7 protein-coding genes are annotated in these 18651 nt (G+C 56.7%); 2 read left to right on the forward strand and 5 right to left on the reverse strand.

The features are described from left to right. Window positions 1-73 precede the first annotated feature (73 nt). Both QMZ18_RS11985 and QMZ18_RS11990 read left to right on the forward strand, forming a co-directional pair. On the forward strand, window positions 74-1594 hold the full coding sequence (locus QMZ18_RS11985; protein WP_282606528.1) for a DegQ family serine endoprotease: 1521 nt from the start codon (window positions 74-76) through the stop codon (window positions 1592-1594). 395 nt (window positions 1595-1989) lie between these two features. Further along, window positions 1990-11544: a DUF5801 repeats-in-toxin domain-containing protein gene (locus QMZ18_RS11990; RefSeq protein WP_282606529.1), complete on the forward strand. Its 9555-nt coding sequence runs from the start codon at window positions 1990-1992 to the stop codon at window positions 11542-11544. Window positions 11545-11786: 242 nt separating this feature from the next. Here QMZ18_RS11990 and QMZ18_RS11995 read toward each other — a convergent pair whose 3' ends face one another. From QMZ18_RS11995 to QMZ18_RS12015, 5 genes are all read right to left on the reverse strand, one after another. Then, a complete protein-coding gene (locus QMZ18_RS11995) occupies window positions 11787-12845 on the reverse strand; it encodes a serine protease (protein ID WP_282606530.1) in 1059 nt (352 codons plus the stop codon). Between the two features lie 76 nt (window positions 12846-12921). Then, complete coding sequence (locus tag QMZ18_RS12000) at window positions 12922-13947, reverse strand: serine protease (protein WP_282606531.1); 1026 nt, start codon at window positions 13945-13947, stop codon at window positions 12922-12924. Between the two features lie 5 nt (window positions 13948-13952). Next, a complete protein-coding gene (locus tag QMZ18_RS12005) occupies window positions 13953-16097 on the reverse strand; it encodes an HD domain-containing phosphohydrolase (RefSeq protein WP_282606532.1) in 2145 nt (714 codons plus the stop codon). A gap of 26 nt (window positions 16098-16123) precedes the next feature. Continuing rightward, window positions 16124-16813, reverse strand: a complete 690-nt coding sequence (locus QMZ18_RS12010) for a transglutaminase-like cysteine peptidase (protein ID WP_282606533.1) — start codon at window positions 16811-16813, stop codon at window positions 16124-16126. 220 nt (window positions 16814-17033) lie between these two features. Further along, on the reverse strand, window positions 17034-18503 hold the full coding sequence (locus tag QMZ18_RS12015; protein WP_282606534.1) for a hypothetical protein: 1470 nt from the start codon (window positions 18501-18503) through the stop codon (window positions 17034-17036). Window positions 18504-18651 lie beyond the last annotated feature (148 nt).

The raw sequence follows: 18651 nt of genomic DNA on the forward strand, positions 1-18651 counted from the left end.
GAGAATAATAGATAGCACATACGAAGATGGGCGCGGGAACGTCGCTCTGGACATAATATATGAGGTGATGACGGTGACGCTCGGACATCGATCCCGACCCCGCAGTCGCGTAAAAGCCGTTACGGCGGAGCGTGAGAGCTACAACAAAAGCTTATTGGCCATAGCGGTCACAACGATCATTGCTCTGCTGCTCTGGTCGTTTTCCGTTCAAGCGCGTGGCGCGCCCGATAGCTTCGCAGATCTGGCCGAGAAGCTTTTGCCTTCTGTCGTCAATATCTCGGCGAGCCAAACAGTCGTAAGCAATGGCGATTCCGCAGAAGAACAGGAAGAAGGTCCGGCTCCGGGGCAGGATTTCGAAGAGTTCTTTAAGGATTTCTTCGAACGCCGCGGGCGTCCGCCAGAACGGCGCCGAGGCGGTTCGCAGGGCTCTGGCTTTATTATTTCCGACCAAGGCTACATCGTTACCAATCACCATGTGATCGAGGGTGCGGATAACGTATCCGTCCGTCTTCATGATGGCGTTACGTTGAAAGCGGAAGTTGTCGGTAGTGACGAAAAGACAGATTTGGCGCTGCTGAAGGTCAAGCCGCCGAAAGACATCGTGGCCGTTGACTGGGGTGATTCGGACGATACACGGATCGGTGACTGGGTTGTTGCGATCGGTAACCCCTTTGGGCTCGGTGGAACCGTCACGGCAGGGATTGTTTCGGCGCGTCAGCGTGATATCAACGCAGGCCCCTACGACGATTTCATCCAGACCGATGCTGCAATCAACCGCGGCAACTCCGGCGGCCCGATGTTCAATCTGGACGGTGATGTGATTGGTGTGAATACCGCCATTTTCTCGCCATCCGGCGGGTCGGTCGGTATTGGTTTCGCCATTCCCTCGACCCTGGCACGCAACATTGTCAGTCAGCTTCGTGAATTCGGAGAGGTCAAACGTGGCTGGCTGGGTGTTCATATTCAGACGGTCACCGAAGAGCTTGCCGAAGGCCTCAGGCTGAAGGATTCGAAGGGCGCGCTGGTTGCCTCTGTCACCGAGGGTGGTCCGGCTGAACAGGCCGGTATTCAGCAGGGCGACGTCATTTTGAAATTCGATGGCCGGGTTGTGCCCGACATGCGCAAGCTTCCCCGGATGGTAGCCGAGACGCCGATCGGTGAATCTGTCGATGTCGTTGTCTGGCGGCGAGGCGAAGAAAAAGTCGTGAAGGTCGATCTTGGCCGCCTGGAAGACGAGCCTCAGGTTGCCGCCGTACCGCAAAATCCGAAATCGGAAGACGTAACCGGCAAGGTCTCGGATCTCGGATTGGCTCTGGGGCAGATTACGCCGGAGCTGCGACAGCAGTTTGAGCTGGACGACAAGACCAGCGGTGTTGTGATCACTGCCGTGGACGGAAACGGAACGGCGGCCGAAAAAGGCCTGCGTGCCGGCGATGTGATCGTCGAGGTCGATCAGGAAGAGGTCGAAACCCCGGCGGAAGTTCAGCAGCGTGTGGAGAAGGCCAAAGAAGAAGGTTATCGTGTGGTAACCTTACTGGTGTTCCGACAGGGCGACTTTCAATGGGTGGCAGTGCGTCTGAAAAAGGACGGCTAACTCCCCAACAAGGTTATTTCCGCAACAATAGTGCGGAATTGGAAAGCGGTGACTTGTAAAAGTCACCGCTTTTTTTGTGCGGAAAATAATATTTAATAATAAATTAGCGGCAGATAATCAACAGTTATTGAAGAGAACAATAAAAACATAAAATAATAACGATAAAATTAAAAACATAATCGTATTTTTTACTAAAAAAACAAACTATAGAAAAATACATATAAAATTTTAGAGAAAATTTTAATTCGAATAAATTAAACTCATATATTTTTGTGTAGTTTTAAATGCCACTTTCATTGAATTTTTAATCTCATTTGACGAAACTGCGGCCACAAGTTTGACACAGGTAGTGCCGCACCAGGAACGGAGCGGTTTTAGTCGAGGAGACGCCCGAGATGACCGACGACCTTTCCCAAGGCTTCGATGAGACCAGCACCGACGTCGATGAGAATTCAGATAGCGATGCTGTCTTTAGCTCGGAGGCCATCGACCTCGTTGGTCAAAGTACGCCTTCAAGGGGTGCCGGTGTCGTGGTTCAACGGCCTGCGCCCGGATCAACTCAGGAATACAGTAATCTCGCGGGCGAGAACTTCCTCCTGGATTTCGATCCATCGGCGGCACAGTTCCTGGTCGAAGGCCAAAACGTTGTCTTAGGTTTCGACGACGATGGCGATAACGTCATCGACAGTCGCGTCGTGTTCTTGAATATGGTCGATGCCGCCAGTGGCGAAAACGCGCCGGCATTTCAGATCGGCGAAGCGGAAATTCCAGTGGCACAGCTCCTGTCTCAGGCTGAGCAACTGTCAGGTGATGGTACTCCGCTCGAAACCGCTGCGGGCGCAGAAGCTGTCAGCGGGGGTGGTTCGACCTATGGCGACAACCTTGGTGACCTGCTGAACCTATTGCTGGCGCAGGGAGTAATTGATGGGACTGCCCTCGCGTTTGGCGTTCCAAATCCTGATATAGCATTGGATCCGATCGATTTTGTCGAGGGGACGATCTCGATCGACTTTGTCACTATCACAACCGAAGTGTCCGAAGGCGATGTCACCGGCGCCTTCGATGGTGGTTTCGAAGATTGGCAGGCGAACCAGCATCAGGGCGATGCAACGCAAAGCCCCATGCGTATGAACGTCACCTTTAATCAGCCAGAGGGTGACGACGAAGTCCTCAATTTCATTACTATTTCCGAGATTCCAGAGGGTGTGACCATCTTCGTTGGTGATCCGACCAATCCGGCGAACGCCCAGAGCGGACCGGTCGTTCAGGTTGCTGCCGACGATATTGACGAAATCTACATTCTGCCGCCGGAACACAGCGACGCCGATATTCCTCTGACAGTGACGGCTAACATCACCGATCCCACCGACGGCATCACCGCAACCACGACCCCCTTGACGGTGGTCGGCATCGTTGATGCGGCAGCCGACAAACCGATCCTCTCCGTTCGTACGTCGTCGCCGGAAAGCATGGAACGCGACAGCAGCTTTGTCGAGCTGCGGGGTGTTCGCCAGTATGATGGCGAGGGTGGCGATTACGAAAATGAAAACGATGATAATCCGAAGGAAGAGAATTGCAGTCCGGAGGAAGCTCTGGTCAGCCTTTCGGTTGCTGCGACCTTCCCGGATTTTGAAGACGGCTCGGAAAGCCATAGCATTGTCGTTCGTGGCGTTCCCTCCGATTGGACCTTGATCGGCAACGAAGCTTTTCCCGAAGGCTCGGTCACGCATATCGTCGGCGAAGACGGTTTGGATACCTACATCTTCGCGGTAACAGACGGTTCTTTCGTCGAGACCGTGGTGTTCGATCCCCATGACTGGTCGTCAGAACGCTTGAGTGATGGTTCGGCCAACACACTTGGCGATGCGGGTATCACGGTTGAAGCCATTGCAGAGGAAGTCGATTTCTCGGGCGGTGAACTGACTGAGTTGAATGATGTCGCGATAACCCGCGCGGACATTCATGTCTGCATCGAAGAGGACGTGCCTGAAGCTCAAAATGCGGCAGTAGCTTACGATGAAACGCCGGGTGTGGACGACGACGCCAACGATGTCGCCGAGCTCGACGAAGACGTCGCTGACGGTCTTTCCGCTGCCTTTGGCGAGAGCTATGACGGCGACCTGCCCAAGGTCTGCGGCCAGGCACAGACGACGGTCAATTGGGAAATCTTCACGGATGGCACGGTTGATGCCGAGACTGCCGAACCATCGCAGTATGCCGTCTCGTTCAGCTACGACGGCGAAACCTCCGGTCTTTTTACCGGTGGCAGCGAGAACCCGGAAGAGGTCTTCCTCTTCAGCGACCCCAACGATCCGACCATTGTCTGGGGGATGACTGAGGCGGGAGAACTGGTTTTTGCCGGCCACCTGGATCCGAATCTTGCCGGTGAAAGTGCCGACTTCACCTTTGTCCAGTTCCAGCAGGTCAATCATCCCGAGGCTGGCGTGGCCGAAGACGGTGATCACGACGAGAATGCGGTTCCGAACCTTTCTCTGACTTACACCGTGACGGATGACGAGGGCGATCAGGACTCCGCCGAGATCACGGTGAGCATTCAGGATGATGGTCCCAGCGCCGAAGCTTCTTCTGCAAGTCTCGATGAGTCTGATGGCTTCGAGGGCGAGATTCCTTTCGAGCTGCCGAAAGACGCACCGGATCCTTGTGGCCTTGCCAAGGGTGCTGTTTCCTTCACTGTTGGAAAGGATATCGTGGGTTCGGGTATCGAACTGGCTGAAGCCATGTCGGCGTCCTACATCAATCCGGAAACCGAGCAACTTGAATCCTTTGCAGTGACCTCCGCCGGTGACACTGTGATTGCGTCTCTCAGCGAAGACGGCTCGGAAATCCGGGGCGAAACCGCAGACGGAGATCTGGTCTATCTGCTACGCCTCGATCAGGAAACCGGGGACTACAGCTTTATCCAGTTCCGTCAGATCGACCATCCGGTTGACGGCGACAGCGAGGCGGCGCAGGACGACACTCTGAACCTTCGCTTCAGCTACAAGGTCACTGATGGAGATGGTGACTTTGTCGTCAATGAAATTACGGTCTCCCTGGATGACGATGGACCCTCGGCCGAGACGGCCGCGATCGACTACGACGAAACAATGGGCCTGGGCATCGTGGACGGTGACCCGCAGGGTACGGATGAAACCGCTGCTGATCTGCCGGACGACCTGGAATTGCCGGAAGGAGCCGAGATTTGTGGTGTGGCACAGACCACGCTCAGCTTCGATTTCGGTAAGGACGAGCTGGGTGGCCTGGTGCAGCTCACCGATGGTGAGGGGGAACTGCACGACGGTACAGATAGCGGGCTCGCTGCGACCGATGGCAGTGAGAGTATTTACCTCTACGGTGACGGCACGACGGTTGAGGGCCGCATAGGCGGTGAGGACGGTGAGGTCGCCTTTACCATCCACCTGGACGGAGAAACCCTGTGGTTTGTCCAGCACAGTGCAATCGAGCACCCGGACGGCGAGTCCTTCGACGAGTCTGTATTCCTTCAGAATCTTGCCTACACCGTCACGGATGGCGATGGCGACAGCGTCACCAAATCCATCACCATCGAGATCCAGGACGACGGCCCCACAGCGACCGACACGGTCGAGGACACGACCCTACGCGAGCAGAGGCTGACGGACAGTAACCCCTTTAACGACTCTGCCAGCGGCACGCTCAACTTCGACGGCGGCAAGGACGGCGCGAGTGTCACGGACATCAGTTTCGATCATGCCAGCGACCCGGGCTCGGATTCCGATTTCGACGGCGGCCTGACATCCGGCGGTGCGCCGGTCGTGTTCGCTGCGGCGGTCGATACCGGGACTCACCTCTATCTGACGGGTTCGGCCGGCGGCAATGACGTCATCGAGATCCGCGTTGAGAAGGCCACGGGCAATTACGTAACCACCCTTATGGGTCCGATCGATCATCCGGATATCGACGAAACCGGTTCACTGGATAACCTCGATCTTTCGTTCAACTACACTGTCACGGACGGAGATGGTGATTCCGACTCTGCGCTGCTGACGGTTCGAGTCAGTGACGATGGTCCAAACGCGCGCTGGAGCCTGGCCCGCAGCCTCTCGGAGTCCGATCTCGACAACAATGGCCAGGAATCCGTCAGCGGTAACCTCCGCTTCGACTTCGGCGCCGATGGTGCGGGCGGCGTTATGGTCACCGACCTTGCCTGGTCTCATGACGTCGGGCGGGACGGCGATTTCGACAGGATACTGCGTGCCGGCGGTGAAGAGGTCGTCTTCGGTGCTGCGGTCGAGGACGGTTTGGGCAACATCGTTCTAACCGGCACGGCACCGATCGGCGAGAGCGGTGCCTCCGTCGACGTCATCTCGGTGACGGTCAACCAGACAACCGGCGCCTACAGAATCGATTTGGACCACGCTCTGGATCACCCTGATGCCGGCCAGACCGGCTTCCTGGACCAGTTGCTTCTGGCATTTAACTACACCGTCACCGATGCGGATGGCGACAGCGACTCCAATCTGCTCAAGGTGTTTGTGCGGGACGATGGACCGGATGCGCGCTGGACGGCCGCTGAGGAACCGCTCAAGGAACGCGATCTGGATGACAACGGCACCGAAAAACTTGAAGGTCAGCTCAACATCGACTTTGGTGCCGACGGACCTGGATCGGTTTCCGTCGACGATCTGCGCTTTGTTGCCGACCGTGAAGGAGGTTTCCGCTTCCTGTCCCTGACCTCCGGCGGTGAGGAAGTCATCTTTGGGGATGCGGTTGACGACGGCGAGGGTAACCTTGTTTTGACCGGTTCGGCGCCGATCGGTGAGGGCGGCGCGGTGCTCTCGGTGATATCCATCACCGTCGATAAGACAACCGGTGCCTACGTCGTCGAACTGGAGCAGCCGGTCGATCATCCCGACGTCAACCAGACGGGCGGGCAGGACCCGATCCGCCTGTGGTTCGAATACAGTGTCAGCGACTCCGATGGAGACAGCGATTCCAGCTGGCTGCAGATCGATATCTGGGATGACGGCCCCCGCGCCGGAAGCACCATCGCCGATGCGCCGCTCAGCGAAGCAGATTTCCACGACGATGGCAGCGAGTCGGTTCACGGCGATCTGGACTTTGACTTCGGTGCCGACGGCCCCGGTAGCATCTCGAATGTGAGCTTCGCCGGTGCCGAGGATTCTGAGACTGGGACTGACGCCGCCCTTACGTCCGGAGGCGCTCCCGTGGCTTTCGGGGCGGCAGCCATCGTCGACGGCATGCTGATTCTGACGGGCGCGGCTGACGGCGAGGACGTTATCGAAATCAAGGTCGATCAGCAGACCGGTGAATACTGGGTAACACTGCTTGGCCCTGTAGATCATCCGGATGTCGGTGAAAGCGGTGCTGCAGATCCCCTGGAGCTGACCTTCGACTTTATCGTCCAGGACAGCGACAGCCCGGATTCTGCGAAAGGCAGCCTGACGGTCACTATCGAAGACGATGCTCCTGTGCTGGTCGATCCCTGTATCCACGGCAATCTCATCGTCAACGGCAGTTTTGAAGAGGGCCACGGCTTAGGCAGCCGCAATTGGAACACCTATGGCGAAGGCCGTATTCCTGGATGGAACCCGGATCTCGAGGCCTCCAATGCGCCGATCGAAATTCAGAACGGTCGACTCGGTGGCATCCGGGCACAGCACGGTACAGCCAAGCTGGAACTGGATTCCCACGCGCGCGGTCCCTTCTCTGAATCCAACGCCCATATCTATCAGGACGTGGATACCAATCCGGGTGAGACTTACGAGCTGACCTTTCATTATGCGCCGCGTCCACGTGATGGCGGCAGCGGCAGCAGCGACGCCGAAGTCTGGTGGAACGGCGAAAAGGTCGCGACCCTGACCGATGACACACGCGGCTGGCAGGAAATCAACCTGAACGTCAAGGGTGGCGACGGTGATACCTCCCGTCTTGAATTCCGTGCGGTCGGCAAGGAAAACACGCTGGGTGGTTACATCGACAACATCTCGCTTTGCCCTTGCGCCGCTGTGGACGAAGACGACCTGCCGAAGGGTACCGACGGTTCCGATTCTGTTTCGATCACAGCGGTTCTTGGTGTCGACTTCGGCGCCGACGGAGCAGGGTCGGTCATCGCAGCGGACGGCCCGGCAGGCCTCACCTCGAACGGCGAGGTCGTCACCTACAGCTATGATCCCGAAACCCAGACCCTGACGGCAACGGCCGACGGCGTTGTGGTCTTCACAGTGGTCTTTGATGCTGCTGGTGGCGAGTTCGGCGAGTTTACTTTCACCCTGGAAGGTCAGCTCGACCATCCCATCAGTGGAGAAGACATCCTCGATCTGGGACTTTCTTTCACTGCGACCGACGGCGACGGTGATTTCGTAGAAGGCACTGCCAACGTCAAGGTCGTCGACGATGTCCCGATCGCGGAAGACAATGTCGACGAGGTCGAAGAGAACGGCGTTGCGACCGGCAATCTTATATCCGATGCCGGCCCTGACGGTGTCGATCAGGTCGGCGCCGACCAGAGCGGTGTGATCAGCAAGATCGTCCACAACGGTGTGACTTACGAATTGAATGCCGACGGAACGGCCTTAAGCGTTTCTGGCGGCGATCCTGCACCGGTCGAAAATGTCGACTACAGCTTCGACGGCACAACCCTGATCATTGAGGGTACCGAGCTTGGCGGCACCCTCTCGGTCGTGCTGACCGGTGCCGATGCCGGCGACTACAGCTATCGGTCCGTCGATGCCGGCCATGAATCCACGACCGCTACGGCCGGTTTCGATCTGGGAGACAGCTTGGGCAAATCGCCCGCTGAATGGGTAGCCTCGTTCGAAGATCAGGGCTTCACCCTGACGGCTTCGCGTTGGAATCCGGACACGGATAGCTACGACAGCGGCGTGCCGTTGAACAGCAAAGATGTTCGCATCGAGGGCAGCAATCTTTATGGCGGCGTCGGCACTGCAGGTGACGGCAATAATGGGGACTTTGCCGAAACCTCTTATCGTGACGTAGCCGGCCTGCCGGATGATGCCCCATACGAATACATCGACATCGGCCTGCCGGGAGAAACCGATTCCGCCAGCTTGACGGTCGGCGCGCTCTTCAACGGTATCCTCTACGATCATGGGAACGTCGAGCAGCTCACCGTCGAAGTTTCCAATGACGGCGAGACCTGGGTTACGGCGACGGTCGACCCGGTACGCGGCGATTATGACGGCGTAATCACGATCCACGTGAGTGGCGATGAGCCCTTTAGTCAGATTCGGGTCACACCGGTTCAGAGCGACAGCGGTTCGGGTCACAGCAACAGCGACTTCCTGATCCTGGGCGTGACAGCGCATGACTGTGCAGCGGCGGTCGAGGAAAGCTTCGATTACACCCTGCGGGATAGTGACGGCGATACCTCCAGCGCGACGCTGACCATCGGGGTCGAGCCGGGCGTTGCCGAACCTACGGTCGAGATTCAGGTGGACGCCGAGAGCGGCGCGATCTGCATCAAGGAAGACACCACCGGTACGGTCAACTTCACGGCCAGCGCCGAAGGCGACGACGTAATCACTGAAATCGAGATTACCGGTCTAGACCCGAGCGCGACCTACGACTTCAGCCAGATTGAGCTGGATAATCCGGGTGCATCGGTTGTGATCTCGGAAGACGGTACCTCCGCGAAAGTGACCGGTCTGAACACGGCATCGGTGACCACCAGCTTTGAAGTGACGGCTCCGGCGGACAGCGATGTCGATCTGGGTACCCTGACCGTGACGGCGACGGCCCGTGACGAAGGTTACTGCCATACAGGCATTACCGCCACCGCGAGCGATTCGGCGGATGTTGTGGTCGATGCGGTGGCCGATGCGATCACCATCACCAGTTTTAGTGTGAGCGATGCCAGCGGCGATGATGACATGACCTTCGGGGCTGGTGAGTTGGGCAGCCTGAATATTGCTGCGACCTGGGGTGACGGTGCTGATGGCTCTGAAGAACACAGTGTCACCATTGAGCTGCCGACCGGTTTCGTCTTCACTGAGTTCGCTGAAGGTGAATCGACTTTGACGCTGGATGACGTTTCTCTGCCGTTCGATATGAATATCGGTATCCAGGCCAGTGAAGATATCACCGATGGCGAAAATCTTGCCTTTACGGTTACGGTCGACGGTGTGGAATTGGCGACCTTGGACGGTGACAACGGCGCCAGCGGTGTGGAAAAAGATCTCTCCGACAACACTGAGAGTGCCGAAGCCACAACTTACGCTTCGGTGCAGGTTGCCGTACCCGATCCCGATCTGGTGGTCGGCAGTAACGATAACGACGAGCCAGAGAACGCGACACCACACTACGTCCCCGCGGACACGCCGCCGGCCGAAGGCGGCATCTTCGGCGGTGACGGCGACGACATTCTAATCGGCGATGTCGGTGGAACCGGTTCAGTGGAAGCGGCCGTGAATGTTTCCTATGTCATCGATGTGTCAGACTCCATGAGTTTCGTTCGGGTGAGTCTTCCCGATTACCAGACTTCCGGTCCGGATGCCGACGCTTATCGTCTTGAAGGCCTGCCACCGGGTGCCCGGGTTCAGTATGGCGACAGCTATAGCGAATCCGTCTATTTCAACAGCTCGGGAACTGCGACACTGAGTGACGATCAGATGGGGGACCTGATCATCCGACTACCCGACGGCTCATTGGATCTCAACGAACCGGGTTTCAACATCACGGTTCAGCCATTGCAGTACAGTGGAGGCGGCACGCATGCTGTCGGCACTCAACAGTCCAAGCCTGTCGATCCGTCAGAGGCAGGCCTGGTTGAGGCAAAAGAAGCTTTCACGGCGTTGCACGATTCCCTGCGCAATCAGCTCGCCAACAACAATTTGACCACCTTCCAGCTGGTCGCCTTCAACAGCGGGGTCGCGGTGAATCAGGTCTTCACTTACGACCCGGTCGACGATCGCTTCGAGAATGACTCCGGTCAGGCTCTGGAAGCTGTAATAGCCAATCTGGGTGCCTCGGGTGGTACGCAATTCGAGGGGCCGATCCAAGCCGTCGAAGACTTTCTGAATGACGGCAATCGACACGACGGCGCGGTTAACAAGGTCTATTTCCTCAGCGATGGTGAGGACAACGACGGATACGACGCTTCGATCGACTTCGAAGGGATCGATGTTGGGGTCCATGTCTTCGGGATCGGGACGGAGATCGTGCCTGAGCAGCTTGCCCAGGTGGCCGGTGAAGGCAATACCGACTCCTCCGTTGTCATTGTCGAGGACACAGGTGATCTCTCGACGTTGCTGGGCGATCAGACCCTGACAATCCTGACCGACGTTGGCGAGGATGAAATAACCGGCGGCGAAGGCAACGACCTGATCTTCGGTGACGTCATCAATACCGACTGGATGCTCGATCCGGTCGAGGAGGGCGGACTCGGTGCGATCGGTGAAGCTGGTGGCGGTTACAATACTCTCGTTGATCATCTGACCGCGACCTTGGGGCAGGCACCGACCAAGCTCGAGGTCATGACCTTCATTCAGGACAACCAGGACCGCTTTATCGAAGAGGCTGCTCACGATACCCGCGGTGAAGCCGATCTCATCAACGGTGGGGACGGTGACGATATACTGCTGGGCCAGGGTGGCGCTGATATCCTGATTGCCGGTGAAGGGGATGATGCCCTCTATGGCGGCGCGGACGGAGATACCTTTGTCTTTAATCTCACTGCTGACGAAGGCAATAACACCATCTTCGACTTCTCAGCAGGCAGTGGCGACCGGCTGTCCTTCGAGGATGTCACCGACGGTGGTGACAGTGGCGAGGACATCAGCATTGAAGATGCGGTCGCATCCTTCTCCAAGACCGATAATGTGGTGACGCTGGAACTGCAGAGCGGAACCACGATCGTGTTCCAGGATCTCGACAACGCGATCAACGACTTGACTGATCTCGACACCAATGCGCTGATCAACGGGACATGATGCCGTCAAATTCAGGGACGAGAGCCTGACCGGCAGCGTCACGAAACAAAACCGGCCGCGAGTGCAGTCTCCCGGCCGGTTTTCTTATGGACGAAGCTTCGTTCGCAGCGCGTAGGGTGGCTCCGCTGGCGCCTGACCACTTTTCAATGAGTTTGTGGTACCGATGGCTGTGAAAACGAATAGGCCTAGAACGGATTCACCAGGGCGACAGGTCTTCTAAGGCGATTTCGTCGAACCCGGATCTATTCGTCGAGCTGACGGGCCAATTCGCCGAGCAGCGAGACGCTTGGCTTTGCGGGCCCGGTCAGATGGGCATCATTCAGAAACGCCTGAATAGCAATACGCCGGCTGGAACGCGACGGGCGCTTACCTCTTCCACGCAGATACCCCAATTCCGACAACAGAAGGTCAATTGTCTGGATTGGAGTGTCTTCCGCCTTGCGATTGACGCGTGGTGGCTTGCCTTCCCGCCAGATGTTCCCGGCTGGCCGGAGAATGCGTGCAGCGCGGGCCGAACCGACATCGGGATGGAACACCGATACTGAAAGAGCGCCGGCGATATCCTGTTTCCCGTCAGAAGCACCGATGACATGGACGCCCGTGGCGTAGATTCCGCCATCTGTAAAAACCAGCAACGGCGAACCGGAGTCACCCTGCATGATGCTGCAACGGTGGGCGATACCAACGCCGTTTTTAAAATAACCGGCGATTTCGCATCCGAAGCCGGCTTTCAGACGGTGCGGTGCATCGCCGCGATAGCCGGCATGGAGCAGGGTTGCACTGCCTTCAGACAGGTCCCTGAGTAATTCGTTGTCCAGGCGGCGCAAAGCCAGCCATCCGGCATCTTTTCCCAGCGGACGTGCCAGCTCCAGAAGCGCCCAATCGGTGACAGTATTTTTGACCGAAGCGTCCGAAGTTTTTTTGTATTTCTTGGATTGTTTGTACTTTTTGACTGACGAGGTGATTTTGTGCTGACGGTTCTGATATCCCGCAGTGAAGCGGATTTCCGACGATTTGATCCAGCGGTTGCTCGCGCGGTCATAGAGGCAATGCGCGGCGGTCAAAACATGCTTTTGGCTAATCAGGAAACCGGAACAATGCCCGATCGAGGTTTCGATTTTGCCGATGGCGCTCCAGGGGTACTCCATGGCATTGACGGTCACGCGTTCCGGGATTGCCCAGGCGGCGTTGACGCCAAGCCCGAGCGTGCTTGAGCCGAGGAGGGTCGCGACCAGCAGAGGCTTCAGTCTTTTCGGACTGCGGGCCGCTGCGAGAAACCGATGATGAGGCCATTTTGTCATCGGCCAAGACTAGAACGAAAACTTGAGCCAAGTTTTAACGCGCAAGGTTAACGGCAAAGAATAGTTGCGGAGATGGTTAACGTACCTTCTCTTCGCTCAGTAGGAGCTGCTCAAGCAACTGAATGGAGGCTTGGCCGTCACGGGTAAGCTTTTGCTCCAATTGAAATTTTTTAATTGCTTCGGCGCGTTCTTTTGCGGTTCCTGCAGTGTCGGTTGATAGAAAACCCGATCTGTACAGCAGCGCATCAATGGCCTTGAGCGGCAGCCGATTAATCTTATCGTTCTCCTGGGGCTGCTGGCCTGGTCCCCAATAAGCTTTCAGTGCTGTCGAGAACTCCAGTGTCGCTGGACCCGTTGCTTCGGGATGGAACGCCACCAGCGAGAGCGTGCCGGAGACAGGCCGGCCGTCCCATCGAACTTGAAGGACGTGGATGCCGATTACGGAAATCCGGCCGCGATCAAGGACCAGCAACGGAGATCCTGAATCGCCTTTGGCAATCGGGCAGTCGTGCACCAAGCCGGAATTCTTAGAGAAATTGCCAACAAATGTGCAGCCAAATGTTGCGGTGATGACATGAGCGCGCTGCCTTTGATAGCCCGCTTGGAGCAGTATGGCTTTCTTTTGGTCGATCCGACTGCGCAGTCCCTCGTCAAGGCCACGCACACCAAACCACCCGGTCTGTCGTCCTATCCCTTTCTTCAGTCGGACGACAGCCCAGTCGGCGACCGCGTTCTCAGCAGATACCGACTGTGCGGGCTTGAACGCCTTCGACACTTGGTAGCTTTCGACCGGCGAATGCAGACTGTAGTCTTCGCGTTGATAAGCAGCGACAAAATGAAGTTCGCTTGCGCCGCGCCATCGTCCGCTGATGTTGTCATATAGGCAGTGCGCTGCTGTAAGCAGCGTCTGCTCGCCGATCATAAAGCCGGTGCAATGTCCGCGCCCGCCCGCGTTGAGGCGCCCGATCGGGCTCCAGGGATAGGAATGCGCGTTCACTTCAATCCGGGATGCGTTGCCGTCATTCTTTGCAAGTGCCTGCCCGCTGCCCGATCCAAGCAAGCATGCGGCTATCATCCAGGCTGTCGTTTTGCGTGCAAACACCGTCGTTAGGTTTCGTTCGCCGGTAAGCCAGCCAACAGTTTCTCGCCTGCCACGCTGCCGACGACATCCCGCAGGGCCTCAACGATGCGTGTCGCATAGCGATCCTTGTTCTCGTTGAGGATCTTCAGGGTTTCTTCGTTGGAAAGACCTGCACGGTATGACCGCGGCTCAACGCGGGCGGAGAAGACATCGCACACTCCGAGGATCTGCGCCGTAACCAGGATCGCTTCTGCTTTCAACCCAACCGGATAGCCGCCGCCATCCAGCCGTTCGTGCATCTGATAGATCGTCGGCAGGACTGGTAACTCGAAGTCGATATCCCGTAGCATCGACGCGGCGTGATCCAAGTGTTTTCTGATTTCGGCGATTTCCGAATCATCAAGCCGGTCGGGTTTATTCAGGAGCTTACGGGAGATTGCCAGCTTACCGAGCTGAGATAGATTCGCCGCAATCTCCAAGGTCGAGACCTCTTCGCTGGAGAGCTGCAAGCGCTTGGCGACTGCAACCGCAAGGCTGGCGACGCGACGCGAATGGCCGGCCAGATAGGGATCTCGCAGTTCGATGGCACGCACAAGTGCGGTTACCATTTGCCGGACGGCCCGGTCGCGTTTCTGCTGCTCTTCTACCAACTCGGTGACGTCACGCACTACAGAAACGACGCCGTTGGGCTGATCCTGTTCGTCGAGGAACGGCAGCTTGGAGAACTGCAGATGCCGCCGCTTGCCGTCTAAATAGACTTCTTCGTTAAAGGTCGTAACGGCCGCGCGCTCAAGAGCTTTTTTGTCGGACAGCGCGAGACGATCGGCTGTTCCCTGACCGAAGAGCGCAACATCATCCAGGCCGACAATATCCTCTGAATCCCGGCCCACGGCTTTGGCGAATGCGCTATTGGCGTAACGGTAGTTGCCATCGGGCGCTTTCAATCCGATGTAGTCTGCGATGCTGCCGTTGATGCTGTCTAAAAAACGTTTTTGGGTTTGGATTTGTGCCGCGAGGTGTCGGAACTGGTCTGCCATCATTCGATTGTGGCTGCTGCGCAGCTGCGCCCAGACCGCTCCAAAGACGGCAACGATTGCAAAGACGATAAGAGCCATAGCGACGATGACAACCGTTGTATAGGTGTTAAGCTCAGCGTGGGCCGCACCCCGGTCCATTTCGAGAACAGCCCAGAAGTCATCACCTGAAATTGGTGCGGCGCGGGCGTAGGCGACTTTCGTGCCATCGAGCGAAGATCCCGCTGTAAAAGGCAGGCTTTTGTGTCCGGGGATAAAGTCGCTGCCGGCAAGCGATTGTAATTCGGGTGTCCTGGTGGGAAGCAGTTCAATAAGACCGTTGTCGGGCGTCATATGAACTAGATGCAGCTGTTCGCCTTTGGGAGCGAGTGGACGCGGTGCCAGGCTCTCAGCCAACTTTACGGCCACCGGCGCCGTTACGATCAGCACACCGACAGGCGCGGCTTGATCGGTCTGGGACGCGGCGGGCAGGATTGGAATATAGATATCCATGACCAGGCCTGCCGCCGCGGCACGTGGCGCGCCGAATTGCCTGTCGCCGGCCGCCAGGACCGAGAGCGCCAACTTGGCCTGCTGTGTTTCCAACGGTGCGGCTCCACCGCTCGTAACGAAAGCAACGCCGGCCTTGCCGACCACGTAGCCCGACACGAAGTCAGCCGAGATCACAAAATCTGTAAGAACTCTTTCCATGTAGGGGAGTTGTTCAAGCAACGCGATGCCGAGACCCGAGTCAGAATTCTGGTTCTGTTCGACCTGTGGCGTCGATTCGATCACGCCACCGGCTGCATCGACATCGCTCGCAAACAACCGGAAGAGCTCGCTCTCAACCAGCCGGTCGGCGAGCCGCGCTGTGCCGTCGAGCCAGGTTGAGATGACCTCTGCGCGTGCTTCTACCGTGATCCGCATCCGCTGCTGCAAGTCGCCAATCACCTGCGCTTTTTTTGATTCGATTGTCAGCCAGGGAATGACGACGGCGATGACGACGATAGCGGCAAGGCCGATCAGGGCGGATTTTGGCAAGCCGTCAGGTGCATCGGGTGAGGATGCCGGCTGTTCCAGATCGATCGTGGCCAAATCAGTCTGGGCCAGATCAATCGATGATCGCTCCAACTCGTTCATTCTGTTGCCTATGGACATCTTGCTTGATCTCTTTTGGTAAAGCTTTATTGGCGAACGAAGTGCGCCCAGCGGGTGGTCTCATTCATCGAATACTGCGGCAGGTAGTGCTTATATTTTGAGTGTGACAAAATGACGTTCGAAAGGCTATCGAGGACCAGGATGTCGTTTTTTTCGTATATTGCCAGAATGGCATGTCCGATATTGCGAATTCGGTCCATCACGATGACCACACGCATTTCCTGTTCCGAGAAACCCAATTCTTTGAGAGCGAAGTATTTTGCAATCGAAAAGTCCTCGCAATCGCCGGAACGGGTCATGAATTCCACGGGACTGGCCCAATATTCATTCACGCCAAAAACTTCTTGGTCGAACTTGTACGGCCAGCGGTTAAAATAGCGGTTGACCGCACGAAGCTTCTCCTGCCGATTAAGGTTTCGGGCAGAGATGATGATTTCGCGCCAGGATTTTTGCACTTCGCTCGAACAGTTCGCCGCGTTGTTTGTGCAGGACTGAAACGCTTTTTGTTCTTGCTTGACCTGGTCCAGTACTCTGCGCCATTGAGGCAGGGCCTTGAAGGACTTCGATTTAAATTCGATGGTCCGGAAGATCCCGGGAGAGGCGGTCTGCAGGGATTTTGTCAGATCACTCAGCGTCGCGGAGCGTACGGGAAACGGCGCGGCTGGCAGCGCGGCAGCAAATGCCGCGATCCCCATGATAAACCGTCGCCGATGCACCGTGAGCAATTCCTGTTCATGATCTGGAGTCTGATCGCTTTTCGCTGAATCAGGGAAAAACGTGAATCAGTCTCTTAATCGTGTTTTCATTTCGGAAGTCTTACAGAAATTGGTTAATACGTTTTGAAGATATGCGGTATGGAACGATCTGGACTCAGTGCGTAATCGCCTGGAGCGGATCGCTTAAGAGCACAGCGTTCAAACTCCGGCCCTCTGGGCCTTAACCCCGCGCGAGACCTTCCAGCTGCAGCAGGAAGGTGATCAGCTGTGGTTGGATCCAGCCAAAGCGTTCCTGCGACCCTGAAACCGCACCCTTTAGTATGCGCGGTAGCGTTCGGGGGACGTCAATGATCCGGGAGCGCAGGTTTCCATCCGCAAGGTAAGCGCAAAGCTGCGTGAGATATCGCCTGTTGTGTTGTCGATTTGGTTGCGTCGACAAGCTGGAATCGGCATAGGGGATGTCGCGCCATTCGGGATAACTCTTCTCAATGGCTTCACGATACACCTGACCGCCGACGAGTATAGGCTCCGGGATCGACATGGAGAACTCAAACAGCTCCTTGTCGAGGAAGGGTGTGTGAACCGTTTCTATGTCATGAAGCAATCCAAAGGGAACCGGGGCAACGGCGCGCCGCATCCGTGACCAAAACAAAAAACTGGAAGTCGGGCAGACCTGTTCCGCATGTAGCTTGAGATCCTCGACCACTCTGTGGATGGCTTTATCACGGCTTAGGAGTTTGTAGGTTTCTGCACTCAGCGTCTGCGAGAGAGTGGCTTCGGAATCGCCCAGTATGTCGATGGCAAGTTCGGTAAGCTTGCCGTCGCCGAAGAGTCTTGCGCGCTTGTCGCTGTAGAGATTGCAATCAATATTGATCCCGTCGTAGGAACAGTCGACGGCGGACGGGAGATACCTTGCCATCGGTACCACCCAGTTGTGTTCAAGCGTCGAGAATCCCATCCGCCTGTTCTTGTCTTTTTCTAGCGCGATGCTCGCCCACTCGGCCGGTATCAAACGTTGCTCGATACCCAGGCGCTCAGTGATCAGGGCAGAAACTTTTGCGTCCTCGTTCGCGCGCGGTGGTGGATGCATCGCGGTCACGCAAAATTCAGGCAGATGGCTCTGACGGGCCAGTTCGAACAGAATGCGCCTGGACTCTTTACCTCCGCTCAAGGGCACTGTGAAACGGTTGCTCTTGGGTAGTCTGCGCGCAATTGATTGCGCGAACAGCTCATGGATCCCCTCCAGGATCGCTGCAGGCTTGAGATGTTGCGGTGAAGAGCGGAAGGGCGCACTTTCGATGTTGAGCCTGCCTTCACTCCAGGTCAGACGCGAATTCGGCGCTAAACAACGAATACTCTTAAACGGGGTGTCCTCGCCGACGAAATTTTGGCGGCGAATGAAAACGGACAGTCCGACGTCATCGAGCTCTTGAGGCGCACCGCATTCCAACAGGGTCTCAATCGAATCTGAGATGCAGAAGGTATCGCCCTTCTCGAAGTAGTACAGCGGCACCATGCCGAAGCGGCAATTCGACGCTGTAAGAGTAGCGCCATCCCAGTCCCATTTCGACCAAATGCCGACGCGGATGTTGTCGCTTCGCCTAACTCTGTGCTCGCGGGCAAAGTGAGGATTGCCTTTAACGCGGTTGCGCCCCGAAGCGAAGTTTAACTGGAAAAACTTAGACGACACTACCGAACCTACTGGTCTGCTCCAAGGGCAGAGAGATGAGCCAAATGCGTTGGGGAGCTCAAAGGTTTTGAACTCAAGGCTTTACTCTTAAGGGTACATGTTTGTAATCCAGGCGGCGTCATTGCTCAGGACATACATATCGGAAAAA

This window comes from Pelagibius sp. Alg239-R121 (assembly GCF_947331435.1).
GTDB lineage: Bacteria > Pseudomonadota > Alphaproteobacteria > Kiloniellales > Kiloniellaceae > Denitrobaculum.

Coding starts and splice junctions, on each gene's coding strand:
- QMZ18_RS11990 (WP_282606529.1), top strand. CDS start 1,990: ATGACCGACGACCTTTCCCAAGGCTTCGATGAGACCAGCACCGACGTC.
- QMZ18_RS11995 (WP_282606530.1), bottom strand. CDS start 12,845: ATGACAAAATGGCCTCATCATCGGTTTCTCGCAGCGGCCCGCAGTCCG.
- QMZ18_RS12005 (WP_282606532.1), bottom strand. CDS start 16,097: ATGTCCATAGGCAACAGAATGAACGAGTTGGAGCGATCATCGATTGAT.